This window comes from Paenibacillus pabuli (assembly GCF_039831995.1).
GTDB lineage: Bacteria > Bacillota > Bacilli > Paenibacillales > Paenibacillaceae > Paenibacillus > Paenibacillus pabuli_C.
Window position 1 is genome coordinate 1,056,084 of the sequence record NZ_JBDOIO010000004.1, and the last position, 25,925, is coordinate 1,082,008.

The following is a 25,925-nucleotide window of genomic DNA, read 5'->3' on the forward strand; positions in this document are numbered from 1 at the left end:
GGGTGAACCCATGGATTTTCAGGTATTACTGTTAACAATCGGCGTTTCATTTATTTTGGCGGTAATTGCCGCACCGCTTCTGATTCCATTACTTCGCCGAATGAAATTCGGACAGCAAGTTCGGGAAGACGGGCCGCAGAGCCATCTGAAAAAGAGCGGGACACCAACGATGGGCGGGGTTGTCATCCTGCTCGCGTTTACATTAGCCTTTTTGAAGTTTTCAGCAGTCAAGAATACGGATTTTTACGTCCTACTCGTGGCTACGCTCGGTTTTGGACTGATCGGCTTCCTGGATGACTACATCAAGATTGTATTCAAACGTTCATTGGGACTGACCGCCAGACAAAAAATGCTGGGGCAGCTGTTTTTCAGTGCAGTGATGTGTTTCCTGCTCATCCAGAACGGACACAGCACAGCGATTTCTATTCCCGGAACATCGGTCTCCTTCGACTGGACGGGATGGTTCTATTATCCGTTTGTGGTGTTCATGATGCTTGCCATCACAAATGCCGTTAACTTTACGGATGGATTGGATGGTTTGCTATCCGGAATCAGCGCTATTGCGTTTGGTGCATTTGCAATCGTAGCGATGCAGGCAACGTCTATGCCAGCAGCGGTATGTGCGGCAGCCATGATTGGTGCCGTGCTTGGTTTTCTTGTATACAATGCGCACCCGGCCAAAGTGTTTATGGGAGATACGGGCTCGCTCGGCATTGGTGGTGCTATTGGTGCCGTTGCCATTGTGACAAAAACAGAGCTTCTTTTTGTAATCATTGGTGGTGTATTCGTCATCGAGATTTTATCCGTTATTATTCAAGTGGTATCGTTCAAGACCCGGGGCAAGCGTGTGTTCAAAATGAGTCCTATTCACCACCACTTTGAATTAAGCGGATGGTCGGAATGGCGGGTTGTTATTACTTTTTGGGCAGTTGGTGCTATTCTTGCTGCGCTCGGACTTTATCTCAACAAGGGGTTGTAAATCATGAACCATCCTGAATCATATCGCGGTCAACAGGTTGTTGTGCTCGGACTGGCAAAAAGCGGCGTGCAGGTTGCCAAAGTGCTGCACCGTGCGGGAGCGAAAGTCACAGTTAATGATAAAAAAGAGAGGGAACAATGTCCCGAAGCATCCGAATTGGAGGCTTTGGGAATTTCTGTTGTATGCGGGGGACATCCCGATGATCTGATTCATGCGGGCGTGAAGCTCGTGGTCAAAAACCCGGGCATTCCTTATCAGGCGCCTCCAGTACAGCAGGCCCTTTCACTCGGAATTGAGGTTGTAACGGAAGTGGAAGTGGCTTACCATCTCTGTGCTGCACCGATGATTGGGATTACGGGTTCCAACGGGAAAACAACGACAACCACATGGGTTGGCAAAATGCTGGAACATGCAGGCTTGAAGCCGATTGTTGCCGGTAATATTGGTACTCCACTCAGTGAGGCAGCGGAACAGGCGACTGCCGATAACTGGATGGTCGTTGAACTCAGCAGTTTCCAGCTTAAGGGAACCGTCCATTTCCGTCCCCGGATTGCAAGTCTGCTTAACGTCACAGAAACGCATTTGGATTATCACGGGGATATGGATGACTATGTCGCTTCCAAGGCTAAAATCTTTGCCAATCAGCTTCCGGATGATGTAGCTGTGCTGAACTGGGATGATCCCGTATGCCGGGAATTGGTTCCTTATATTAAAAGCAGGCTGCTTCCGTTTTCCATGACAGAGAAGCTGGAAGCTGGCGTATACGCCGATCCTCCTTACGTGGATGGAGAAGAGGATGATGTGAAACGCCAGGTGGTATATGCCGACGGTGAAGGGAACCATCACATCGTTATAGACGTTGAAAACATCGGCATTCCGGGACAATTTAATGTGGGGAATGCCCTGGCTGCGGTAGCTATTGCAGTAGCAGCAGGAGCTGATCCAGCTGTGCTTGAGGTCCCCCTGTCCGAGTTCAAAGCAGTTGAGCACCGTTTGGAGTATGTGCTGGAGCATAATGGCGCCAAGTACTACAACAATTCCAAGGCTACCAATTCGAAGGCAACCGTGATGGCACTGAACTCCTTTAAGGAGCCGGTTGTGCTGATCGCCGGAGGACTGGATCGGGGTTCGGACATGATGGAGCTGCTCCCCTTGTTCCAAGAACGGGTAAAAGCGGTCGTTGCGCTCGGCGAAACACGGGAGAAAATCGCCAAGGTCGCCGAACTGGCGGGATTAAAGCAAATTAAGGTCGTCGATAATGAGGATGATGCTGCCCAGACGTTAACCGCTGCAGTACAGGAAGCGTCGCGGCTTGCGGCACCTGGTGATGTAGTACTGCTGTCACCGGCGTGTGCAAGTTGGGACATGTTTGCTTCTTATGAGGAGCGGGGACGCATTTTTAAAGAGGCGGCGCATAACTTGTAAGTAGGGGGGTGGAAAAGCCCCTACTTCCATGCAAGGGGTGGCCTCCTGATGAAACAGACGCGACCGGCGCCGGATATCTGGCTCCTGATTTGTATTGTGGCATTGCTTGCCATCGGCATTATTATGGTCTATAGTGCGGGCTCGGTGCTTGCTTTTCATGACTATGGCGATTCATTTTATTTTGTCAAAAGACAGTTGTTATTCGCAGGACTCGGACTGGCTGCCATGTTTATAACGGCTAATGTGGATTACCGGGTCTGGCGGAAATATGCGAAACCGATATTGATTGCCTGTTTTATTATGCTGATCGCCGTATTAATCCCAGGGATTGGCGTGGTCCGCGGCGGAGCACGAAGCTGGCTCGGCATTGGATCATTTGGTATCCAGCCTTCTGAGTTCATGAAGCTGGGCATGATTTTGTTTTTAGCGCATTGGCTCAGCAAGGAACCGGGGAAAATCAAAACGTTCACAACCGGATTATTGCCCCCGCTTGGATTGATAGGTCTCGCCTTCGGCATTATTATGCTGCAGCCCGATTTGGGGACAGGCACCGTCATGATGGGTGCATCCATGCTGATTATTTTTACGGCAGGCGCGAGAATGAAACATTTGCTGCTGCTTGCTCTTGGGGGAGTCGCAGGGTTTGCCGCGTTGATTGCGGCTGCTCCGTACCGATTGAAGCGAATAACGGCTTTTCTGGATCCATGGTCTGATCCGCTGGGTGCCGGCTATCAAATTATACAATCGTTATATGCAATCGGACCGGGTGGACTGGCAGGCCTGGGCCTGGGGATGAGCCGGCAAAAATACAGCTATGTGCCCGAACCACAAACGGATTTCATATTTTCCATATTGGCTGAAGAGCTCGGGTTTATTGGTGGACTCATTGTACTTCTATTGTTCCTGGTGCTGGTCTGGAGAGGCATGCGAGTGGCGATGACAGTACCAGATGCTTTTGGCAGTTTGCTGGGTGTAGGCATTATCGGTATGGTGGCTGTGCAAGTCATTATCAATATCGGCGTAGTCATCGGACTCATGCCAGTCACCGGAATAACTCTTCCGCTGATCAGTTATGGTGGATCATCCCTGACCTTGATGCTGACAGCATTAGGAATACTGTTAAATTTATCACGTTATGCGAGGTGACTATGCGATGCGAGTCGTACTAAGCGGCGGCGGTACCGGTGGACATATCTATCCGGCCGTTGCCATAGCAAGGCAATGTGAGGCGGAGAATCCCGACTCGACATTTTTATATATTGGAGGGACCCGTGGCCTGGAGAGCAAGTTGGTGCCACAGGAGAACATTCCTTTCCAATCCATTGATATTACAGGTTTTCGCCGGAAGTTGTCCGTGGAGAATCTGAAGACAGTAATGAGATTCATTCAGGGCGTCCGTAAATCGAAGAAGTTGCTCAAGGAATTTAAACCTGATGTGGTTATCGGAACAGGCGGTTATGTATGTGGACCGGTGGTTTATGCAGCTGCCAAACTAGGTATTCCGAGTGTCATTCATGAACAAAATGCAATTCCGGGTTTAACCAACAAGTTCCTCACACGTTATGTGGATACAGTGGCAGTTAGCTTCGAAGGTTCCGAGAAGGCTTTTGCGGGAGCCAAAAGAGTAGTGTACACGGGCAATCCGAGGGCAACCACGGTTGCCAAGGCCAGCCGTGATCGCGGCTTCGCCACACTGGGCGTGCCAATGGACAGCCGGGTTGTGCTGGTGGTTGGTGGCAGCCGCGGGGCAAAAGCAATCAATAAAGCGATGGTGGACATGGCTCCCATGCTTGAGAAGCTGGACAATGTACACGTGGTTTATGTTACGGGTGAATCCTACTTTGACGAAACAAGAGAAGCGATACGCAGTTCACTTGGAACGATGCCAAACCATTTGCATGTGCTCCCTTATGTTCACAACATGCCGGAAGTTCTGGCTTGTACTTCATTGATTGTAAATCGTGCAGGCGCTTCATTCCTGGCCGAAATTACATCACTCGGCATCCCGTCCATTTTGATTCCGTCACCCAACGTGACGAACAACCATCAGGAAGCGAATGCACGTACTCTAGAAGGCGGCGGTGCGTCCGTAACCATGCTGGAGAAGGACCTGTCGGGAAAAGGGCTCTATGAAGCCATTGCCCGGATCATGAATGATGAGTCGGCCCGCAAACGCATGGCCGCTGCGTCTCGGGAGCTTGGCAAGCCGGATGCAGCCGAGGTGCTGGTGAATGAGATTCAAAGGCTTGCTGTACGCAGGTAAAGTGCGTTCTGGGCGATTGTCACACACAAGGCAGGACTGACATAAGATACCGTATAAATTGTGACAATCGTTCCATGGCGCCGCATCACAGTTTTTGTCGTTTAGCAGGGATGGCTTCAATGGATGCTGAACCTAAGAGGCAGGCGTAACGGCAGGAGCATCACATGTCTTTATAGGTGATTGTGGTTGGTGCCAAAAGGAGAGGCCCGGCCGGATCGAAGTTCGGCATGGAAATTCCCAAAAGCGTTTGATGGAGCTGTGTACACTTAACGCTGGTGCTCATGGATCGGATGTGTCACACATATTTCAATCCGCTGAGATTGTGCTGGAGACAGGCAAATGGGTACGTTACAGCAAGGAGGACATGGAATTTGCGTATCGCCCTTCTGTGCTGCATGAACAGAGAGGCATTGTGCCAGAAGCTGCATATGCAATTCGGCATAACGTGCGCAAATTCGTTTCGGAAGTGATGAGGCTTGCAAAAATCGCGGACGTTTTGCCCAGCCACTGCAGATGCGTGCGCAGGCAGCGTATTCCGGAATCCGCCCAGAGACCGCGCGGCCCAGCTGTTTCAAGCAGCAGAGCCTGAAGGGAACACGGGAGGCTACAGGTACCCACCTTGCATGCCGATTTGATTGTCATTGCCAGCCTAGCTACAGCAGAGGACGTTATCACCCTTATGCAGCAAATTCGGAGCACTATATCATCTCAAAAACGGTATAACCTGGTACCGGAAGTCTTCCCAGTGGGTGAGCGGTAAACCCCGGAGGTGATACATTGGACAAATTGGTGATTGAAGGCGGGAAACCCCTCTCAGGATCCATACGCATCCATGGAGCAAAAAATGCCGCTTTACCAATCATGGCTGCAAGTTTGTTGGCAGACGGAGAAGTCACGCTGCACAACGTCCCACACTTGCTGGACATCGAAGTAATGCTGTATATCCTGGAACGGCTTGGATGCACGTGTCGGCATGAACAGGGAACAGTGACGATTGATACATCGTCTATCCGGTCATATGATGTGCCTGAGGATCTTATGAAACAGATGCGTTCTTCCATTTTTTTGATGGGGCCATTGCTGGCTAAGTTTGGGCAAGTATCCGTATACCAGCCAGGTGGTTGTGCCATCGGAGAACGTAAGATTGATCTTCACCTCCGGGGCCTGGAAGCGCTCGGAGCATCAATTGAAGAGCTTGATCAACAGATCGTGTGCCGTGGGCCTAAGCTGGTGGGTACGGATATTCATCTGGATTTTCCAAGTGTGGGTGCCACGGAGAATATCATGATGGCAGCCGTTACGGCTGAGGGTACAACAACGATATTCAATGCAGCGAGAGAACCTGAAATTCAGGATTTGCAGCATTTTCTCAATGCGATGGGTGCAAGTATAATTGGAGCCGGAACCGATACAATTACGATTAACGGTGTAGAGAAACTGCAGCCGTGTTCCTATGAAATCATCCCTGATCGGATCGTGGCCGGAACCGTAATGATTGCAGCCGCTGCGACAAGAGGCAATGTTACCCTGACACACTGTAACCCGGCACATCTTACTTCCCTTATACATGTGTTGAAGCGCACTGGTGTTCAAATCACGGTCTGCAATGATATAATGACGGTGAGCTGTATGAGCCGTCCCAAATCCGTGGACCGCATTGTAACATCGCCGTACCCTTCGTTTCCGACTGACCTGCAGTCTCAAATTATGGTCTTGCTCAGTCTGGCTGATGGGTTCAGTGTGATGAAGGAGACGGTATTCGAGGGACGCTTCAAGCACGTGGATGAACTTAACGTCATGGGTGCAGATATTTCGGTCGATCTGAATGCAGCCTTTATCCGAGGAGTTCCCCGTTTGTACGGAGCTACAGTTGAAGCAACCGACCTGCGTGCAGGTGCAGCTCTGGTTATTGCTGGCCTTGCTGCCCAGGGTAAAACGGTTGTCGAGCAAGTGCATCATATTGACAGAGGGTACGACCGCATCGAGAAGTTGTTCCAGAGCCTTGGAGCTTCGGTTGAGCGACAGTCCCCCGTTTCGAAACAGCTGGATTTTGCCAATTAACGTCCTTTGAGTCCCCTTCTTTGTAAGTGGTGTGGGAGGGGACCGAAGGCTTTGTGGAGCGCGACCTATGCCTAAAAGTCAAATTCCGGTTCTGAAGAAGAATCGGCCCAAAAGAAACACAAGTCGTAAAATTGTTCTTATTCTGTTACTTCTTTTTATTGTATTGCTTGCCGTGCTGTTCTTCCGCTCTTCCATGAGCCGGATTTCGAGCATAGAGATTACGGGTAATGTATACACGACAACATCCGAACTGCTGGAGAAAAGTGGCTTGAAGGAAGGCGATCAGTTTTTTGGGACAAGCTCGGCTGAGGTCATTGAGCGTTTGAAGACGTTCAAAGCGGTAGCAAATGTGACAGTGGATAAACAATTTCCTGGCATCGTTCATATTAAGGTTCAGGAGTATCCGACTGTTGCTTACGAACTTGGTTCGGATGGCACACTCCAGGCAATCCTGGCCAGCGGGACAAGCTTGAACGTTCCGGCCAATATCGGAATTGCTGTGGAGAAGCCCATTTTGACACAGTGGAAAGCAGATGATCCGCTCAAAGAACAATTGAGTGAGACGCTTGCCAAGATTCCAAATGAATTGACGACGGATATATCGGAGATTATTCCTAACCCTACGCCTTCATTCCCGGATCAGATCCGATTGTATACCAAATCACAGTTTGAAGTGATTACCACGATCTCCAAGCTGCCGGATAAGGTAGAGTATTTGAACCAGGTTATTGAGACGGAGCGGCCAGGGAAAATCACGATGCTGGAGGCAGACACATATGTGCCTTTTATCGCAGATGACCCTGAAGATGGTGAAGAACCAGGTGGAACCTCCTAATCTTCTTGCTAATCAGGTATGGCAGTTAATCAAAAGTCCAAGCAGGGTCGGGGTTTGACCCTGTTTCATCTGTGAAAGTTGTTCTTTCTGAGACGGAGAAAAAATGATACACTTGAACTTATGGCACATAAGTTGCCTCCTTCTTTTTTCTTCAAGGTTTTATGTCTCGCAACCAGATCTTGGCACCCAAAAAAATTGTAGAAAAAAGAGGGAAAGCCTAACGTGTGTTGAATATGTTTTAAGAGTGTTTAAACCCGAACGTATTTTACTATTTGGAGTCAGGAGGTGCCACAGACTTGAGCAACAATGACATCATTGTTAGTTTGGACATCGGTACATCCAAAATTCGCGCTATTATTGGGGAAATTAATAATGGAACCTTTAATATTATTGGAGTTGGATCTGCCGACTCGGAGGGAATTCGCAAAGGTGTAATCGTAGATATCGATCAGACGGTGCAGTCAATCCGCAATGCAGTGGATCATGCAGAACGTATGGTAGGTATTCAAATATCCGAAGTATATGTTGGAATCTCAGGAAATCATATCGGACTGATGAGCAGTCACGGCGTCGTGGCAGTGTCTAACGAGGATCGTGAAATCGGAGAAGAAGACATGGAACGGGTGTTGAAAGCAGCCGAGGTGATTGCGGTTCCGCCGGAACGGGAAATTATTGATGTTGTCGCCAAGCAGTACGTTGTAGACGGCTTGGAGGGCATACAGGACCCCCGTGGTATGATTGGAGTTAGACTGGAAGTTGAGGCAACAATCATAACGGGTGCAAAAACCGCGATACATAATCTTTTGCGCTGCGTGGAGAAAGCGGGTCTGAAGGTAAGCGATCTGGTGCTCATGTCACTTGGAGCAGGTCAGCTTGCTTTATCTAAGGACGAAAAAACGATGGGATCTGTTCTCGTTGATATTGGAGCAGGTGCAACTACCATCGCTGTCTTTGAAGAAGACAGTCTTGTTGCAACGTCAACCCTGCCGATCGGTGGAGAGTTTGTCACCAACGATATTGCGTATGGATTGCGTACGTTAACAGATCAAGCCGAAAAGGTGAAGCTGAAATATGGCTGCGCATGGCTTGATGATGCTGCGGCCGACGTCATGTTCAAAGTCACGCGAATCGGCAGCAATGTGGACAAGGAATTCTCACAGGAGGACCTTGCTGCAATCATCGAACCGCGTGTTCAGGAAATATTCCAGATGATTTCCCAAGAAGTGAAGCGCCTGGGTTACACAGAGCTTCCCGGAGGTTATATACTAACGGGAGGGACCGTCTCGATGCCAGGTGTTCTGCAAGTAGCTCAGCATGAGCTTGCTGCATCGGTACGAATTGCAGTTCCGGATTACATCGGTGTGCGCGACCCGGGCTACACAAGCGGAGTCGGCATTTTGCACAGCGTAATTCGCAGTTTGCGCATTCGTCCATCGGTCAGCAGCGGCGGTGGCAGCAACAATAATAACAACAACAAGAAACCGACCAACCGTGTTAAGCCGAGTGCGTCTCCGGAATCGGAGCAAAAACCGGGTTTGTTCGAACGGCTGAAAAATATGTTCAGCGAATTTATATAACAGGTTGAATCTATTTCATACTTCTAGTAGCCGTCTGAATGCGCTGGTATTACAATATACGCTTTCGTTCGTCGATATATGAAATTGATTCGGTTCAATCAAAAATTGGACGGGCCATCCATGCACATTGAGGGGGAGATGGAATAATATGTTGGAATTTGATTTCGAGATGGAGAGCTTGGCTCAAATAAAAGTCATCGGTGTAGGCGGCGGCGGAAGCAATGCAGTCAACCGTATGATTGAAAATGGTGTACAAGGTGTGGAATTTATAACGGTGAACACGGATGCTCAAGCATTGCATCTGGCGAAATCCGAACATAAATTGCAAATCGGTGATAAACTGACCCGTGGTCTTGGCGCAGGTGCCAACCCGGATGTAGGTAAAAAAGCAGCGGAAGAGTCCCGCGATCTGATCATGAACACATTGAAAGGTGCGGACATGGTATTTGTAACTGCCGGTATGGGCGGTGGTACAGGTACAGGTGCAGCTCCAGTCATCGCTGAGATTGCCAAAGAATGCGGCGCTCTTACCGTAGGTGTGGTTACACGTCCATTCACATTCGAAGGACGCAAACGTTCCAGCCATGCAGAGCAAGGTATTGAAGCTCTCAAGGAAAAAGTGGATACGCTGATTGTCATTCCGAATGACCGCTTGCTTGAAATCGTAGATAAAAAGACACCAATGCTTGAAGCGTTCCGTCAAGCGGATAACGTATTGCGTCAAGCGGTACAAGGTATCTCGGATCTGATCGCCGTACCGGGTCTGATCAACCTTGACTTTGCAGACGTAAAAACCATTATGACTGAGCGCGGATCTGCCTTGATGGGGATCGGGGAAGCAACAGGTGAAAATCGTGCGGCTGAGGCAGCTCGCAAAGCGATTATGAGCCCATTGCTGGAAACGTCCATTGAAGGTGCACGCGGGGTTATCATGAACATCACGGGTGGCATCAACCTGTCCCTTTATGAAGTGAATGAAGCAGCCGAGATCGTTACGTCGGCATCCGATCCGGAAGTGAACATGATCTTCGGTGCCATCATTGATGAAAACCTGAAGGAAGAAATCAAGGTAACGGTTATTGCTACTGGCTTTGAAGATAAGCCTGTCTCACCACCACCAGGACGCAAACCGACACCAACAAGTGAACCTGCTGAGAATCGCTCACCAAATCTGCGCCCATTCGGGAACCAGCCGAGCAGTGATCAGCTGGATATTCCGACATTTTTGCGCAATCGCTCACGCAATACCAATAACGACTAAACGGCACTTATTTTTAATTCCAAACCCGGTTCTCCTTATGGAGATACCGGGTTTTTCTATTTTTCTATCTACAGCATATCAAACAAGAATGAACAAATTCTGAACAAACGGCGCGCGGAATTACGACAAAAAAAGATGAGACGACACCCCCATGATTAGACAGACTTTGAACAGGGAGCTCCTTATACTTGTGTGTATGCTCATAGAATATCGGAACAGCGCTATACCGATATTTGGTACGAGGCAGGTGAAGAGTTGGTCGTTTATGTTGATCTTATTTTTTTGACAAACCTGTGTATTGACGGTGCACTCATCGGACTTACAGCCTGGATGCGCAAAACGAAGCTGGTCTGGTGGAGATGGTTGCTGTCTTCCATTGTAGGCGCCCTCTATGTCGTCATGATGTTTGTGCCAGAGTTTGATTTTATGTTTACCTTTTTGATCAAGTTTGGTTTGTCACTCGTGATGTTGTTTATCGCATTTGGTTTTAAGGGCCTCCAGGTTTTCATGAGGAATTTGGGTACCTTCTATGTCATTAACTTCGTCGCTGCCGGAGGCATTTTAGGTATACACTACATGCTTCAGAGTTCAGGCGAGCTGTTTAACGGGATTTGGTTTACAGCTTCGGGCGGAATGTCTTTTGATCTGAAGATCGCCTTCTGGTTTACTTTTATCGTATTCTTTGCCGTGCTGTTTTTATTCAAAGCCGTGCAAAGTTCCAAGCGAAAAACAGACCTTATGACAACCTATCTGGGACAAGTGCAGGTTTTTATCGATGATGTAAATATTTCTTGTACAGGCCTTGTCGATACCGGTAATCAACTCACGGACCCTCTTTCCCGACTTCCGGTTATGGTGATGGAGGTTTCCCTGTGGCAAGACATGCTGCCAGCTTCCTGGAAAGGCAGGTTGAAAGAAGAAGCACCGGACAACCTCATTATGGAGCTGGATCAAGAGGATTTTCGCTGGCAGGGCCGACTAAGACTGGTACCCTATCGTGGTATCAACAAAGGAACGGCATTTATGCTGGCAATCAAGCCTGATCTGGTGAGAGTGACATTGGATCAAATGAGTTACGAGACAACCAAAGTACTAATCGGGCTGGATGGCGGAGTGTTGTCGTCAGAAGGAAAGTACCGCGCGGTCATTCACCCTGAGCTTGTGCAAGACGCTGCCTCTGCGCAGTCTACGGCTCTCTCTGCGGGAGCAACAGAAAAGCCGCTGAATGTGGTATAGGAGGAACGTACATGCTTGTGAAATGGAAACTGGTGGCGCAGCTGCAGTATTACCGTCTGTTATTTCTGCTTGGTTTGAAGAGTGAGGAGATTTATTATATTGGAGGCAGTGAAGCCCTGCCGCCTCCACTGACACGCGAAGAAGAGGAATTTTTGCTGCAAAAGCTCTCTTCAGGGGATGCTGCGATTCGAGCCATGCTGATTGAACGAAACCTTCGCCTGGTGGTGTACATCGCTCGCAAGTTCGAAAACACAGGCATTAACATTGAGGACCTGGTTTCCATTGGAGCCATCGGGCTCATCAAAGCTGTCAATACGTTTGATCCGGAAAAGAAAATTAAGCTGGCCACATACGCCTCGCGGTGCATTGAAAATGAAATATTAATGTACTTGCGGCGTAACAGCAAAATTCGGACAGAAGTTTCTTTTGATGAACCACTCAACATTGATTGGGATGGAAACGAACTATTATTATCGGATGTTCTGGGTACCGAGAACGATACAATCTATCGGAATATTGAAGAACAGGTAGATCGGAAGCTCCTGCACAAGGCTTTGGAAAAATTAACCGAGCGTGAGCGAATGATTATGGAGCTTCGCTTTGGCTTGACGGACGGGGAGGAAAAGACGCAAAAAGACGTCGCAGATTTGCTGGGAATCTCCCAATCCTATATCTCTCGACTGGAAAAAAGAATCATTAAAAGACTCCGCAAGGAGTTCAATAAGATGGTCTGATCGTGTGCTTTTTATATAATGGGTATTAATGGCAAGGATGCCAGGGACGAATAAAAAAGCCTGCCCCGGAGATAATGTACATTAATGTTTCTCCTTGGGAGGTAAATCACGATGACCCGAAACAAAGTCGAGATTTGTGGCGTGGACACCGCAAAATTGCCTGTCCTCACCAACACAGAAATGCGGGAATTGTTTCATTCCCTACAGCAGCACCATGATCGCTCAGCAAGAGAGAAATTAGTGAATGGCAACCTGCGGCTTGTACTCAGTGTCATTCAGCGCTTTAACAATCGGGGGGAGTTTGTCGATGATCTGTTCCAGGTTGGATGTATCGGCCTGATGAAAGCCATTGATAATTTTGATTTATCCCAGAATGTCAAATTTTCAACGTACGCAGTACCGATGATTATCGGTGAAATCCGTCGTTATCTGCGTGACAATAACCCGATCCGGGTATCCCGGTCATTACGGGACATCGCATATAAGGCGCTTCAGGTTCGTGACAGCCTGACCAATAAAAATTCTCGTGAACCGACCATATTCGAAATCTCCGAAGCATTAAACGTGCCCAAGGAAGATGTTGTTTTCGCGCTGGATGCCATCCAAGATCCGGTATCACTCTTCGAACCCATCTATCATGATGGCGGAGATCCGATCTATGTGATGGATCAGATCAGTGATGACAAAAACAAGGATGTGTCGTGGATTGAGGAAATCGCGCTGCGTGAGGCCATGCATCGTCTCGGTCAGCGGGAAAAAATGATTCTGTCCATGCGGTTTTTTGAAGGCAAAACACAGATGGAAGTCGCCGACGAAATCGGAATTTCCCAAGCTCAGGTGTCCCGTCTGGAAAAATCAGCAATACAGCAGATGCAGAAGCACGTGAAGACGTAAACAACGGCTTAATTCACGAGGACGATCAAACGGGTGTAATCCATCCGTTGGTCGTCTTTTTTATTTAAAACAGATGTATTCGGGGATGACTGCTATTGAACGAACGGCTTTAGGCAGGAAAGGAGGGGAACGCCCTCCCTGAGGCCAGGCCTGTACTTATTTCAGGACTGCAGCGAAAAAACAGGACATTTTTCGCCCATAATACATATATTGTATAGAATCGGTGAACGGGATAAGCGGATTAGGCAGGGGGCGAGCGACAGATGAAAGTAAATGCAAGTGAGTCGGGTGTAAGAGGGATGAAGATCTCGGATTTTCAGACAAAGGATGTCATTAACATCACGGATGGCAAACGGTTGGGACAGATAAGTGATTTGGAGCTGGATTTAAAGCAGGGGCGAATCGAAGCTATTGTGGTGCCTGGTTACAGCCGATTCATGGGATTGTTCGGGGGCGGAACGGATCTGGTTATTCCCTGGAGAAACATTGTTAAGATCGGTTCGGACGTCATTTTGGTCAAACTGGATGAAGTCAGGGAAACGAGCTACGATGAGCGAGATCGCGAAGCGAGATTGTATGATGAGCAGCAAAGCAGCCGTGTGGAGCGGGTTGAACGCCTTGAACGATTGGACCGAAGCCAGCGTCGAACGATATAATCAAGACAGAACGTGGCTCATTTGGTACACTGGAAGCTGTGAGGTGATAGGATGGAACCCTTTGTTCTGAAAAAACAACTTTTCGAACGGACTGAGGATCAAGCGGGAAATGGAAGCCCAGATCCGTTATTATTATATGTTGAGCCGTGGAGAGAGCAGTTCAACCAAATTACAGCAGGATTTACCACCAGACAGGGTGGGGTTGGCAGTAATCCCTATGCCACTCTAAACTGTGCTTATCATGTTGGCGATGATCCCTCAGACGTATTGACCAATCGCCGTCTTGTTGCCGAGAAGCTGGGTTTCTCCGTGGAAGCCTGGACGTGTGGAGAACAGGTACACGGTAAACATGTGGCTGTTATACAAGCTGAGGATCGAGGTAGGGGGTTGCTGGATCGACAGTCAGCGCTGCAGGATACGGATGGCTTAGTCACTAATGTACCCGGTGTGCTGCTCACTTCCTTTTATGCGGATTGTGTCCCGCTATATTTCTACGACCCGGTGCAGCAAGCTGTGGGTCTTGCTCATGCGGGGTGGAAAGGAACCGTTGCTGGCATTGCCCAGTCGATGGTTGAAACAATGGAACGGGAATATGGAAGCCGGCGGCAGGATATCCGGACAGCCATAGGCCCTTCAATTGGGGACTGCTGTTATGAAGTGGATGAGGCAGTCATGGAGCATGTACGGGTTTGGTTTGAATCTTCTCCGGGTAATGATGAATACAATAACTCTGCGCAGGGCCGTGTTTATCATTCATCTGGAAACGGAAAGACGATGTTAAACTTGAAAGAATGCAATCGACACATTATGATGAAAGCAGGAATATTGCCGGATCATATCGAATGTACAACGTGGTGTACAAGCTGCCATCCGGAACTGTTTTTCTCGTATCGCAAGGAGAATGGAACAACCGGAAGAATGGCGAGCTGGATTGGGCTGGAAGAGAGGTGACCCTCTGTGTCATTGGAGGAGCGAATTCAACAGGTAAATCAGAAGATCGAAGCTGCATGCCAGCGCAGTGGCCGTCGGCGCGAAGACGTGAATGTGATTGCGGTTACGAAATACGTCTCCCTTGAAACGACAGGTGCTGTGCTGGAAAGTGGCCTTGAGCATATTGGAGAGAATCGCTGGCAGGATGCACAGGCCAAGTGGGAAGCATTCGGTCAGCAAGGAACATGGCATTTTATCGGTCACTTGCAGACCAACAAAGTGAAGGACGTCATCGGCAAATTCCGCTACATACATTCACTGGACCGTTTGTCTCTGGCCAAGGAGCTGGACAAAAAGGCAGCTGCTCTGGGGACACAAGTGGAAACATTTTTGCAGGTGAATATTTCGGGTGAGGAGAGCAAATATGGATTGCAGCCTGAACAAGCGAGTTCATTTTTGCGGGAGATCAGTAACTTCAGCAACCTGAAGGTCATCGGCCTGATGACTATGGCTCCCCACGAAGAAGATCCGGAGCTTACACGTCCCGTTTTTCGTGGACTTCGTGAGCTCAGAGACCATTTGAATGGACAAGCCCTGACATCGGAACCATTGACTCAGCTATCGATGGGAATGTCGAATGATTTTGAAGTGGCAATTGAAGAAGGGGCGACATGGGTACGGCTGGGATCAATTCTCGTAGGAAAAGAGGAGGGTTCACGATGGGCGTAATGAATAAATTCATGAATTTCCTTGGTCTTCAAGAAGAGGAAGAGATTGTGGAACGCGAGCGTCTGGCTGCACAAGAGGATACGGAACCGGAACAGGAAGCTGAAACCTCCAGTCTAGATAAACGTAGAAACCAAAGGGGGAATAATGTTGTGAGCATTCATTCCCAGAAAAATGTTAAAGTTGTCCTTTATGAACCGCGTTCCTATGACGAAGCTCAGGAAATCGCCGACCACCTTCGTTCACATCGTACGGTCGTAGTGAACTTGCAGCGGGTGCGCCAAGATCAGGCACTGCGTGTCATTGATTTTTTGAGTGGTACAGTCTACGCACTGGGCGGGGGCATTTCTAAAATTGGCGGCAACATTTTTCTCTGTACGCCGGATACCGTTGAAATTCAGGGAGCAATTACGGAAATACTGGCTGACAGCGAGCAAGATTACAACAGAATGAGGTGAGCCGCTTTTGTATCAACTTCAAGTCGTGGTGTTTTACCTGTTTGAGATTTACTTCTACATGATTATTGGATATGTATTGATGTCGTGGCTTCCAAACGCACGGGAGAGCGTCATTGGTGAGTGGCTTGCCAAATTGGTGGAACCCTATCTGAGTCCTTTCAGACGTTTCATCCCGCCTTTGTTCGGCATGCTGGACATCTCACCAATTGTTGCGTTAATTACTCTTCAACTGGCGAGATCAGGTTTGCTCTCGATCATCAGCTACTTCTGATAGGGTAGGGTGAACATAGATGAGTGGTGAAATTTACGAACATTTTAGCCATGATGAGCGTGACTTTGTGGATAAAGCCTCGGATTGGGTGGAACGCGCAGGCAAGCTTCATGATATGAAGCTAACTGACTTTCTTGACCCGAGACAGGCTTTCATATTGCAAACGCTTGTCAATCGTCGCAATGACGTCCAGATTCGTCTGGACGGAGGCTACGAGACAGCTGAACGCAAACGTGCGCTGATTGCACCGGATTATCGGTATCTTGATGACGAGGATATGGGTATGCAGGTGCTTAGCATCACGTCAGATGATCAGAAGATCACGGAGCTGGAGCATGGGGACTATATGGGTGCCTTGCTCGGGCTTGGACTGAAACGCGGCAAGATCGGAGATATCCAAGTGCTGGATGACGGGTGCCACACTGTGGTGGCAGCGGAAACCGGCGCTTTTTTATCGCTTCAATTGAATCAGGTTCATCGGGTTCATGTGTTTACAGAGCTGCTTCCTCTGCATCAGATGAAATGGTCGGAGAGCAAACTGGAGACGATGGATATCACGGTTGCATCCCTGCGTCTGGACGGAGTTTGTGCGGATGTGTACCGGCTGAGTCGCAGTAAGGTTCTGATTCCTATTAAGGCCGGTCGATGCCGTGTGAATTGGAAAGTGGAGGAAGATCCGTCCAAACCGTTGAAAGCCGGGGATGTGGTTTCCATTCAAGGTTTTGGCCGTTTCAAGGTGCTGGAACAGGATGGGTTGACCAAAAAGGGACGTTGTCGTCTAAAAATCGGCAAATTTGCTTAGCGACGTTGCAGGAAAACCCGTTTTCTTGTCGAAATGTTTAAGATAAAGGTGTAAAAAACATTCGCTGTTTCCGATATACATTGAAGTACAAGGTTGATGTGACCGTATTGGAATCAGAACGTTGATTCTGCAATTGCAAATCGTACAAGTTGCCAGGCGGCAACTTGTTCACGGCCCTTTGGGTGGTACCCATGTGCTGCAAACCTTCTCGGTACGGGAAGGAACTTTAACAGGAGGTGGACAGCATGCCATTAACGCCGCTGGACATACATAACAAGGAATTTTCCCGACGCTTGCGCGGGTATGACGAGGATGAAGTCAATGAGTTCCTGGATCAAGTCATCAAAGATTACGAAGGCGTCATTCGCGAGAACAAAGAGCTGAGCAATCAGTTGCTGTCCGTTCAGGAGAAACTTGATCATTTTGCCACAATTGAAGAGACGCTCAGCAAAACGATTATCATAGCGCAGGAAGCAGCCGACGATGTGAAGAACAATGCGAAGAAGGAAGCACAGCTCATTGTGAAGGAAGCAGAGAAAAATGCTGACCGGATCGTGAATGAGTCTTTGGCGAAGTCCCGCAAGATTGCTTTGGAAGTGGAAGAACTGAAAAAGCAGGCTTCCATCTACCGCGCCCGTTTCCGTACGCTTGTTGAAGCTCAGCTCGAACTGTTGTCTCAGGATGGATGGGAAGCACTGGAGAGCCGCGAACAGGAAGTCCGTGACCGTGAACGGGAAATGAAGGAAATTTATTAGTCTGCCTGCCCGGTTGACTTTTGCTTCTAAAGAGGCTATAACTATATTCATAATGAATAATGATTCCATGACGGGTTCAGTACGTTATGATCTCATCCCTCAGAGAGTTGGCGTTTTGGTGCAAGCCAATGGATGAGTTATAGCCGAATATCTCCCCGGAGAAGTGACGCTGAAGCGGCAATGAATGGCCGTGCGTAAGCGAAACCGTAAGCCGAACGTTATATCGGCACCCTGCTGTAGTGAAGCGGGGCATAAGTGCTGTTGATGACAAAGCATACCCATGTGATTGGATATGGTTTGTGATGAACAGAATTAGGGTGGTAACGCGAGCACAACCTCGTCCCTTTCCAGGGATGGGGTTTTTTTGTGTCCAAAAAAAGTAGCGATGAGAATTGTGGACGATCCACAATCCAATTATTGAAAGGAAGATCATGATGCAAAGAGTGGATGTCAAGGAAAAAGCACGTGCTAGAGAATTACGCATGTTAAACAAGTGGAAAACGGAAAATACGTTTAAAAAATCGATTGAAAACCGTGAAGGCAAACCCAACTTCGTATTTTATGAAGGACCGCCGACTGCAAACGGCAAGCCGCATATCGGTCATGTTCTGGGACGGGTAATCAAGGATTTTGTAGGACGTTACAACACGATGAAAGGTTACCGGGTGGTTCGTAAAGCTGGCTGGGATACGCATGGTTTGCCTGTTGAGCTTGGTGTACAGAAGAAGCTTGGCATTTCCCATAAGTGGGAGATCGAAGACTACGGCGTGGAGAAATTCATCAACGAATGTAAAGCGAGCGTATTTGAATACGAACAGCAATGGCGTGATCTGACAGAAGGCATTGCGTACTGGACGGATATGGATAACCCGTACATCACACTGGACAACAATTACATCGAGAGTGTATGGAACATTCTGGCCACGATTCACGAAAAAGGCCTTCTTTACCGCGGGCATCGTGTGAGTCCGTACTGTCCATCTTGCCAGACTACCCTAAGTTCCCATGAAGTTGCACAAGGGTACAAGGATGTCAAAGACCTTAGCGCCACAGCCAAATTTAAGCTGGATGACAGCGGCGAATTTGTACTTGCATGGACGACTACGCCTTGGACACTGCCTTCTCACGTTGCACTTGCAGTTAATCCCGACATGGATTACTCCCGTGTACGTCAGGGCGATGAAGTATACATCATGGCAACTAATCTCGTGGAGAAAGTCATGAAGGACTCCAAAGGCGAGTATGAAGTCATCGGGGCACTGAAAGGCTCTGATTTGGTTGGTAAAACATATGATCCTCCATTTAACTACGTACAGGCTGAAAAATCCAATGTAATTCTGGGTGCAAGCTTTGTAACAGATGCAAGTGGTACAGGGATTGTACACATGGCTCCGGCACATGGTGAGGATGACTACCGCGTATGTCGTGAAAATGGCATCAGCTTTGTTAACATGGTGGACCTTGAAGGTAAGTTTGTGGCTCAGGTTACTGATTTTGCGGGACGTTTCGTGAAGGATTGCGATATTGATATCGTGAGATACCTGTCCGAGAAAGGGCGCTTGTTCAGCAAAGAAAAATATGAGCACAGTTACCCGTTCTGCTGGCGTTGTGATACTCCACTTCTTTACTATGCAATGGACAGCTGGTTTATCCAAACTACGGCGATCAAGGATCAGCTGATTGCCAATAACAGTGAAGTGGAATGGTACCCAGGCCACGTTCGTGAGGGACGCTTTGGTAAATTCCTGGAGGATCTGGTGGATTGGAACATCAGCCGTGACCGCTACTGGGGTACACCGCTGAATATCTGGGTGTGTGAGGAGACCGGAGAACAGTTCGCTCCGCATAGCATCGCTGAGCTTCGTGCGCGTGCCGTAGGAGATGTACCAGAGAACCTGGAACTGCACAAACCATATGTAGACGAAGTCAAAGTACTCAGTTCCTGTGGCAAATATGAAATGAAACGTACTCCGGAAGTGATCGATGTCTGGTTTGACAGTGGTTCCATGCCATTTGCCCAGCAGCACTATCCGTTTGAGAATAAAGAAACGTTCGAACAGCAATACCCGGCTGACATGATCTGTGAAGGGATTGACCAGACACGCGGCTGGTTCTACAGCTTGCTGGCGGTATCTACCCTGTTGACAGGCAAAGCACCTTACAAAGCGGTTATGGCTACAGGCCACGTACTTGATGAGAATGGACAAAAGATGTCGAAATCCAAAGGCAATGTTATTGATCCCTGGGAAGTCATTGAAGAATACGGTACAGATGCGTTCCGTTGGGCATTGTTGTCTGACAGTGCACCGTGGAACAGCAAACGTTTCTCCAAAGGCATTGTAGGCGAAGCCAAATCCAAAATGGTGGATACATTGGTTAACACACATGCATTCCTGACGTTGTATGCGACCATTGATGGATTTGATCCACAGGAACATCCGTTTAAACCATCAGCGCATAAGCTGGATCGCTGGATCCTGTCAAGACTGAACAGTCTGATCCTTGTTGTGGAAAAGGCGTTGTCCGTCAATGACTACTTGAATTCTTCCAAAGCGATCGAAGCCTTTGTCGATGAGTTGAGTAACTGGTACATCCGTCGTTCCCGTGACCGTTTCTGGGGCAGTGGATTGACCGAAGATAAACTGGATGCGTATCGCACGCTTACAGAGGTGCTCGTGACTACAGCCAAGCTGGTTGCGCCGTTCACACCGATGCTTGCGGAGGATATCTATCTGAACCTGACAACAGGTGAAAGTGTTCATATGGAAGATTACCCGGCAGCGAACGAAGCGTTGATCGATCTGGATCTGGAACAAGACATGGAGACAGCTCGCCGAGTGGTCGAACTCGCTCGTAACGTGCGTAACGAAACAGGTATCAAGAATCGTCAGCCGCTGTCCGAGTTAATCGTATCGCTTGATAAAGGATTTGATCTGGCGAGCTATGAAGAGATCATCAAGGATGAGATCAATGTCAAAGGTATTCGTACCGAGCATAACGATGCCGAATTCGTTGATTTCACATTGAAACTCAATTTGAAGGTAGCGGGTAAAAAATACGGCAAGAACGTAGGCTTCCTGCAGAATTTCTTCAAGGGCATGTCAGCGGATGAGACTCGCAAAGTGGTGACGGAGGGTGTGCTTAACGTGGTTTCTCCGGACGGAGAAGAACTGCAAGTGACAAGTGAAGAGCTGCTGGTGGAGAAACAAGCCAAATCCGGTTTTGCTTCGGCATCCGGATATGGTCTAACGGTTGCACTCAACACCGAAATCACAACTGCATTGGAACAGGAAGGTTGGGTACGTGAAGTTGTACGTTCCGTACAAGACACACGGAAGAAATTGGACCTGCCGATCGAGAAGAGAGTACGTCTGACACTGGATGTCGATCCTGAGCTTCAGGCTGCAATCGAGGCTTTTGATGACGTACTCCGTGAGAATGTACTCGTTACCGAAGTCACATTTGGTACCCATGAAGGCATGGAACGCATTGAAGCTGGCGGTAAGGTAATGGGCGTTTATATCGAGGTGTAGCTCCATTTTCTTTCATTGAAGATGGAATCGATGAACTCAAGTTACAATTGGATCTTGAATAAAATAGAGTATCTCTATTCCATTTCGGAAAGGATATAGAGTATAGACAAACGAGCCTTAGACTCAGGGAACAATCCCTGTATCTTGGCTCGTTTGGTTTTTAGGCAAATGGGCAATGATTTCTATTGTGCAGTCACTCTATGGATACCAAAGGAACTGAGCGAACTCATGAATGAAGACAAGCAGCCATCGTCCGCATCACAAGCGATATCTCCACAGGGCGATAAAGACAAAATTGAGGAACTCCATACCCTGACTAACCGACTGGCTAACGAGCTTGAGCGTTCACGTATCGCACAGTATACGGAATTGCTGAATCGGCCGTGGAAACTGATTGGGCTTAACCTGTTATCAGGTGCAGCGCGAGGTGTGGGGATCGCCATCGGTTTTACATTTTTTGCGGCCACCATCATTTATGTGTTACAGGTGCTGGGAGCTCTCAATCTGCCGATCGTAGGAGATTACATTGCAGACATCGTCCGTATCGTACAGCGTCAGCTTGAATTGAACACATATTAGAGGCGGAGCATGTCTAATGTCTAGTACATGTCATATGGATCCGAATCGTTGTCAAGTTCGAGCAAGCCTTCACCTTCACGATTCTCCAAATACTGCCGGTATTGTCTGTTACGAACGATGGATACATCTTGACCGTAAATATCGGTTGCTACAAAGCTCTCATAGGCTTCAACGCAGCCTTCAACCTCATCTGTAGCTTCAATGGCCATCACATCGTAACTGTCAATATCGCGGCCTTCAGCCATGGCTGGTGTATTTGATGTGCCCCAACTTTCAACGATCTGCCACGCATCTTCACCATCGAAGCCATTCTGATCATCGCGCTCATCGAGGCTCGTGCGTCCAAAGGCCGGAGCAAGAAACTCTTCTTCAACCGGACGATTATCGGAAACGACGGTTTCAGGCTGATGCTTTTTGCAATACTTGGTGTAGGGAACGGCTTGCATCCGCTCATAAGGAATGGGCTGCTGACAAACTGCGCAAGTTCCATAATGACCTTCTTCGATGGAATGCAGGGCAGAGTCGATGCGCTCCAATTGGAATTCATCATGCTCCAAAAGGGAAATATCTTTCTCCCGATCATACATTTCGGTAGCTACATCACCGGGATGATTATCAATAGGAGATAATTCACCCGTCTGAAATCTCATTGAACCACTGAGGCCGTAATGGTCATTTTGCTCAAGCCGATGTTCAATACCACGTTTTTCAGCCAGCAATTGGGAACGTAAGGATTGGATTTGTTCTGAAGTAAGATGTGCCATCGTTTTCCCCTTTCTGTCCGTCTGGAATCCGAATTTGGTCTCTGATCTAGCATGTGCCAATCAGGCCTTGATTACAGAAGGGAATTGTTATCGATTTTGCCATTAAGAAAGGGAAAATGCCTGTCGTGGACGACTTCCAAACAGCTGTGCTACAATGAACAAGTCTGGCGTAAAGCCTGGTATGGTTTGGAAAAGACAAGAACGGAGTGACGAACAAACGTGGTGTATTATATCCTCGCTTTTATCGTATTTTTGGTGGATCAGGGAACAAAGTATTTAATTGCGACCCAAATGGAGCTTCGGGAAGAAATTCCGGTTATAGGCAATTTCTTTGTTATCACTTCACACCGCAACTCGGGCGCAGCTTTCGGTATTTTGCAGGACCAACGCTGGTTCTTTATCGTCGTTACGGTAATTGTGGTGATTGCCTTGATCTGGTACTTGCAAAAAGTAAAAAATTCCCCGCACAAATTGCTGCCTGTAGCACTTAGTCTGGTGCTTGGCGGGGCCATCGGGAATTTCCTCGATCGCGCTTTGACGGGTGAAGTTGTGGACTTTGTCCAGCTTAATTTTGGCAGTTACACGTTTCCGATCTTCAATGTTGCCGATTCAGCCATCTGTATCGGGGTTGCACTAATTATTGTGGAAACGTTTCTTGAGGGACGGCGCGAGAAGGCCGCCGCGAAGATTGAAGGGAATGAACATCATGAGTAAAATGCACAATGAAGAACAAACTACTGGGGATATGTCTGCACAAGACGATGACCTGATGAATGACAACGAACGATTGGAATGGACCGTTTCTGCTGAACATAAAAAGGAACGCATTGACAAATATATTACTGAAGCAATGGATGATGTCTCCCGCTCCCAGGTCCAACTATGGATCGGTGACGGTCTGGTTACCGTAAACGGAGCTGTCGTGAAGGCTAATGCCAAATTGGCCGAGGGTGATCTGATTGAACTTCAGATTCCTGAACCGACCGCTGTCGAAATTATTGCCGAAGATATTCCGCTGGAAGTGGTATATGAGGACAGCGATGTCATCGTCATTAACAAACCGCGTGGTCTTGTGGTGCATCCGGCACCGGGACATACATCAGGTACACTTGTTAATGCGCTCATGTATCACTGCAAAGATCTTTCGGGCATTAATGGAGAGCTGCGGCCTGGAATCGTGCATCGGATCGATAAGGATACTTCAGGCCTGCTGATGGCTGCCAAAAACGATCGTGCTCACGCCTCGCTGGCTGCCCAGCTGAAGGATCACAGTGTAAACCGGCGGTATATCGCACTTGTTCATGGTCATTTGAGTCATGATCAGGGAACAATCGATGCACCTATTGGACGCGATACCAATGATCGTAAAATGTATACCGTGACTGAACGTAACAGCAAACATGCTGTCACGCATTTTAATGTTACGGAAAGAATCAACGATTATACGTTGCTGGAACTCAAACTTGAGACAGGCCGAACGCATCAGATACGTGTTCATCTGAAGTTTATTGGTCATCCGCTTGTAGGAGATCCGATCTATGGACGCAACAAGGGCATCAAAATGAATGGGCAGGCGCTGCACGCTGCGATTCTAGGTTTTGTTCATCCAACAACAGGGGAGTACCTGGAATTCACTGCTCCGCTGCCTCAAGACATGGAAGAGGTTCTTGCTTCACTGCGCAGCCGCTGACCACTCGGGAAAGTACAAATGTTCAGATACTTTGTCCATGGCTAAACATGGGCAAATGCTTCATATTAGATTGTAGAAATTTGCGTCAAATGAGGAGATGAACATGAGTATGAGTATCGATAAATATCAAGAAACATACATTCAAACCAATTTTGCCGACCGTATTGGCGGCTCCAACTATGGTAAAGACACCAACATCTATAAATTCGAGAAAATCAAACGCGCTAAAGCCTCGGCAAAGAAAGATTTTCCCAATGTTGAACTGATCGACCTTGGCGTAGGTGAGCCGGATGAGATGGCTGATGCAGGCATCGTAGCTGCTCTCTCACAAGAAGCTTCCAAACCGGAGAACCGCGGTTATGCCGATAACGGGATTCCTGAATTCAAGGAAGCAGCAGCCGCTTACCTGAAAAATGTATTTAACGTTGAAGGCATTGATCCGGCAACGGAAATTGTGCACTCCATCGGATCCAAGCCAGCATTGGCAATGATGCCTTCGTGCTTCATTAATCCAGGTGATGTAACGATTATGACGGTTCCTGGCTATCCGGTTATGGGTACACACACCAAATATCTGGGCGGCGAAGTGTACAATATTCAGCTGACGAAGGAAAACAATTTCCTGCCTGATCTGACAACAATCCCTGAAGATATCGCAAAACGTGCAAAGTTGCTGTATCTGAACTATCCAAACAACCCGACTGGTGCTGGTGCAACGGTTGAATTCTTCACAAAAGTGATTGAGTGGGCGAAAAAGTACAGCGTTGTTGTTGTACATGACGCTCCATATGCTGCGCTGACTTATGACGGCAATAAACCATTCAGCTTCCTGTCCGTACCTGGAGCGAAGGATGTTGGCGTAGAGCTGCACTCCTTGTCTAAGTCTTACAACATGACAGGATGGAGAATTGGATTTGTTGCAGGGAATCCGCTCGTTGTTAAAGCTTTCAGTGATGTGAAGGACAACAACGATTCCGGTCAATTTATTGCGATTCAAAAGGCAGCTGCTTACGGTCTGAACCATCCGGAAATTACAGAGAAAATTGCAGAGAAATATTCCCGTCGTCATGACCTGCTGGTTGCTGCTCTGAACGAGCTTGGTTTCCAGGCTGAAAAACCGAAAGGTTCCTTCTTCCTGTACGTTGAAGCTCCAAAAGGTGTAGTGGGCGGACGTCGCTTCGAGTCCGGGGAAGACTTCTCCCAATTCCTGATTCGTGAAAAATTGATCTCTTCTGTACCTTGGGATGATGCGGGCAACTTCGTTCGTTTCTCCGTTACCTTTGAAGCCAAAGGGGAAGAGGAAGAGAAACGCGTTATTGCTGAAATTAAACGTCGTCTGAGCGACGTACAATTCGAATTCTAATGGAATTCACCAACACAAGTGAATGAAATAAAGCTAGAGACCGGAGACGGTCTCTTTTTTTATGTTCATAAATTTAAAAAAATTCCGTTTTCTCCCTTTACAAAATTAACCAAACAACTTATGATTAGATCTT

25 protein-coding genes, 1 pseudogene and 1 other annotated feature are annotated in these 25,925 nt (G+C 48.0%); of the genes and pseudogenes, 25 read left to right on the top strand and 1 reads right to left on the bottom strand.

All coding sequences use genetic code 11. The annotated features are described in order from the left end of the window. Positions 1-10 precede the first annotated feature (10 nt). The 22 genes and pseudogenes from mraY (at position 11) to ABGV42_RS24400 (ending at position 21,975) form a co-directional block, all read left to right on the top strand. Complete coding sequence (gene mraY / locus ABGV42_RS24300) at positions 11-979, top strand: phospho-N-acetylmuramoyl-pentapeptide-transferase (protein ID WP_095289967.1); 969 nt, start codon at positions 11-13, stop codon at positions 977-979. Positions 980-982: 3 nt separating this feature from the next. After that, a complete protein-coding gene (gene murD / locus ABGV42_RS24305; RefSeq protein ID WP_347384050.1) occupies positions 983-2,404 on the top strand; it encodes a UDP-N-acetylmuramoyl-L-alanine--D-glutamate ligase in 1,422 nt (473 codons plus the stop codon). Positions 2,405-2,452: 48 nt separating this feature from the next. Then, positions 2,453-3,550 carry a stage V sporulation protein E gene (spoVE, locus tag ABGV42_RS24310; RefSeq protein WP_347384051.1) on the top strand — a complete coding sequence of 366 codons (1,098 nt, stop codon included), beginning with the start codon at positions 2,453-2,455 and terminating at the stop codon, positions 3,548-3,550. A 7-nt stretch (positions 3,551-3,557) separates the two neighbouring features. Further along, positions 3,558-4,667: an undecaprenyldiphospho-muramoylpentapeptide beta-N-acetylglucosaminyltransferase gene (gene murG, locus ABGV42_RS24315; RefSeq protein ID WP_347384052.1), complete on the top strand. Its 1,110-nt coding sequence runs from the start codon at positions 3,558-3,560 to the stop codon at positions 4,665-4,667. 292 nt (positions 4,668-4,959) lie between these two features. Then, positions 4,960-5,256 (top strand): hypothetical protein, encoded by a 297-nt coding sequence (locus ABGV42_RS24320; RefSeq protein ID WP_347384053.1) that lies wholly within the window; start codon positions 4,960-4,962, stop codon positions 5,254-5,256. 18 nt (positions 5,257-5,274) lie between these two features. Continuing rightward, a pseudogene (locus tag ABGV42_RS31920) lies at positions 5,275-5,427 on the top strand (UDP-N-acetylmuramate dehydrogenase); the annotation flags it as partial. A gap of 17 nt (positions 5,428-5,444) precedes the next feature. Then, a complete protein-coding gene (murA, locus tag ABGV42_RS24325) occupies positions 5,445-6,728 on the top strand; it encodes a UDP-N-acetylglucosamine 1-carboxyvinyltransferase (protein ID WP_347384054.1) in 1,284 nt (427 codons plus the stop codon). Positions 6,729-6,795: 67 nt separating this feature from the next. Next, complete coding sequence (locus tag ABGV42_RS24330; RefSeq protein WP_347384055.1) at positions 6,796-7,563, top strand: cell division protein FtsQ/DivIB; 768 nt, start codon at positions 6,796-6,798, stop codon at positions 7,561-7,563. A 296-nt stretch (positions 7,564-7,859) separates the two neighbouring features. Continuing rightward, positions 7,860-9,140, top strand: coding sequence for a cell division protein FtsA (gene ftsA / locus ABGV42_RS24335; RefSeq protein WP_127537786.1), 1,281 nt, complete (start codon positions 7,860-7,862; stop codon positions 9,138-9,140). Between the two features lie 148 nt (positions 9,141-9,288). After that, positions 9,289-10,401, top strand: a complete 1,113-nt coding sequence (gene ftsZ, locus ABGV42_RS24340) for a cell division protein FtsZ (RefSeq protein ID WP_347384056.1) — start codon at positions 9,289-9,291, stop codon at positions 10,399-10,401. A 255-nt stretch (positions 10,402-10,656) separates the two neighbouring features. Continuing rightward, a complete protein-coding gene (gene spoIIGA, locus ABGV42_RS24345) occupies positions 10,657-11,637 on the top strand; it encodes a sigma-E processing peptidase SpoIIGA (protein ID WP_347384484.1) in 981 nt (326 codons plus the stop codon). An 11-nt stretch (positions 11,638-11,648) separates the two neighbouring features. Then, positions 11,649-12,371, top strand: a complete 723-nt coding sequence (gene sigE / locus ABGV42_RS24350) for an RNA polymerase sporulation sigma factor SigE (protein WP_095289983.1) — start codon at positions 11,649-11,651, stop codon at positions 12,369-12,371. A 111-nt stretch (positions 12,372-12,482) separates the two neighbouring features. After that, complete coding sequence (gene sigG / locus ABGV42_RS24355) at positions 12,483-13,265, top strand: RNA polymerase sporulation sigma factor SigG (RefSeq protein ID WP_095289985.1); 783 nt, start codon at positions 12,483-12,485, stop codon at positions 13,263-13,265. Between the two features lie 263 nt (positions 13,266-13,528). Next, a complete protein-coding gene (locus ABGV42_RS24360; RefSeq protein ID WP_347384057.1) occupies positions 13,529-13,921 on the top strand; it encodes a YlmC/YmxH family sporulation protein in 393 nt (130 codons plus the stop codon). Positions 13,922-13,972: 51 nt separating this feature from the next. Next, positions 13,973-14,872: a peptidoglycan editing factor PgeF gene (pgeF, locus tag ABGV42_RS24365; RefSeq protein ID WP_347384058.1), complete on the top strand. Its 900-nt coding sequence runs from the start codon at positions 13,973-13,975 to the stop codon at positions 14,870-14,872. A 6-nt stretch (positions 14,873-14,878) separates the two neighbouring features. Beyond that, positions 14,879-15,580 (top strand): YggS family pyridoxal phosphate-dependent enzyme, encoded by a 702-nt coding sequence (locus ABGV42_RS24370; RefSeq protein WP_347384059.1) that lies wholly within the window; start codon positions 14,879-14,881, stop codon positions 15,578-15,580. Further along, complete coding sequence (locus ABGV42_RS24375; RefSeq protein ID WP_347384060.1) at positions 15,571-16,035, top strand: cell division protein SepF; 465 nt, start codon at positions 15,571-15,573, stop codon at positions 16,033-16,035. The genes ABGV42_RS24370 and ABGV42_RS24375 overlap by 10 nt, the downstream gene beginning before the upstream one ends. A gap of 7 nt (positions 16,036-16,042) precedes the next feature. Next, positions 16,043-16,306: a YggT family protein gene (locus ABGV42_RS24380; RefSeq protein WP_227779725.1), complete on the top strand. Its 264-nt coding sequence runs from the start codon at positions 16,043-16,045 to the stop codon at positions 16,304-16,306. A 19-nt stretch (positions 16,307-16,325) separates the two neighbouring features. Beyond that, positions 16,326-17,108 (top strand): RNA-binding protein, encoded by a 783-nt coding sequence (locus ABGV42_RS24385; RefSeq protein WP_347384061.1) that lies wholly within the window; start codon positions 16,326-16,328, stop codon positions 17,106-17,108. 245 nt (positions 17,109-17,353) lie between these two features. Continuing rightward, on the top strand, positions 17,354-17,863 hold the full coding sequence (locus tag ABGV42_RS24390) for a DivIVA domain-containing protein (RefSeq protein ID WP_056696170.1): 510 nt from the start codon (positions 17,354-17,356) through the stop codon (positions 17,861-17,863). 58 nt (positions 17,864-17,921) lie between these two features. Beyond that, positions 17,922-18,211 (top strand) — a binding site (T-box leader). Positions 18,212-18,297: 86 nt separating this feature from the next. Next, a complete protein-coding gene (gene ileS, locus ABGV42_RS24395; protein ID WP_347384485.1) occupies positions 18,298-21,396 on the top strand; it encodes an isoleucine--tRNA ligase in 3,099 nt (1,032 codons plus the stop codon). Positions 21,397-21,624: 228 nt separating this feature from the next. Further along, positions 21,625-21,975, top strand: a complete 351-nt coding sequence (locus ABGV42_RS24400) for a DUF5665 domain-containing protein (RefSeq protein WP_347384062.1) — start codon at positions 21,625-21,627, stop codon at positions 21,973-21,975. Positions 21,976-21,995: 20 nt separating this feature from the next. On the opposite strand, the gene ABGV42_RS24405 is transcribed toward ABGV42_RS24400, so the two are convergent. Further along, positions 21,996-22,739, bottom strand: a complete 744-nt coding sequence (locus ABGV42_RS24405; protein ID WP_347384063.1) for a TraR/DksA C4-type zinc finger protein — start codon at positions 22,737-22,739, stop codon at positions 21,996-21,998. A gap of 219 nt (positions 22,740-22,958) precedes the next feature. Here ABGV42_RS24405 and lspA point away from each other — a divergent pair, with 219 nt between their 5' ends. The 3 genes from lspA to ABGV42_RS24420 all read left to right on the top strand — a co-directional run bounded on the left by lspA (position 22,959) and on the right by ABGV42_RS24420 (position 25,792). After that, complete coding sequence (lspA, locus tag ABGV42_RS24410; RefSeq protein ID WP_347384064.1) at positions 22,959-23,453, top strand: signal peptidase II; 495 nt, start codon at positions 22,959-22,961, stop codon at positions 23,451-23,453. Between the two features lie 31 nt (positions 23,454-23,484). Continuing rightward, positions 23,485-24,429: an RluA family pseudouridine synthase gene (locus tag ABGV42_RS24415; protein WP_431523690.1), complete on the top strand. Its 945-nt coding sequence runs from the start codon at positions 23,485-23,487 to the stop codon at positions 24,427-24,429. 109 nt (positions 24,430-24,538) lie between these two features. Further along, on the top strand, positions 24,539-25,792 hold the full coding sequence (locus tag ABGV42_RS24420) for an LL-diaminopimelate aminotransferase (protein WP_286456600.1): 1,254 nt from the start codon (positions 24,539-24,541) through the stop codon (positions 25,790-25,792). Positions 25,793-25,925 lie beyond the last annotated feature (133 nt).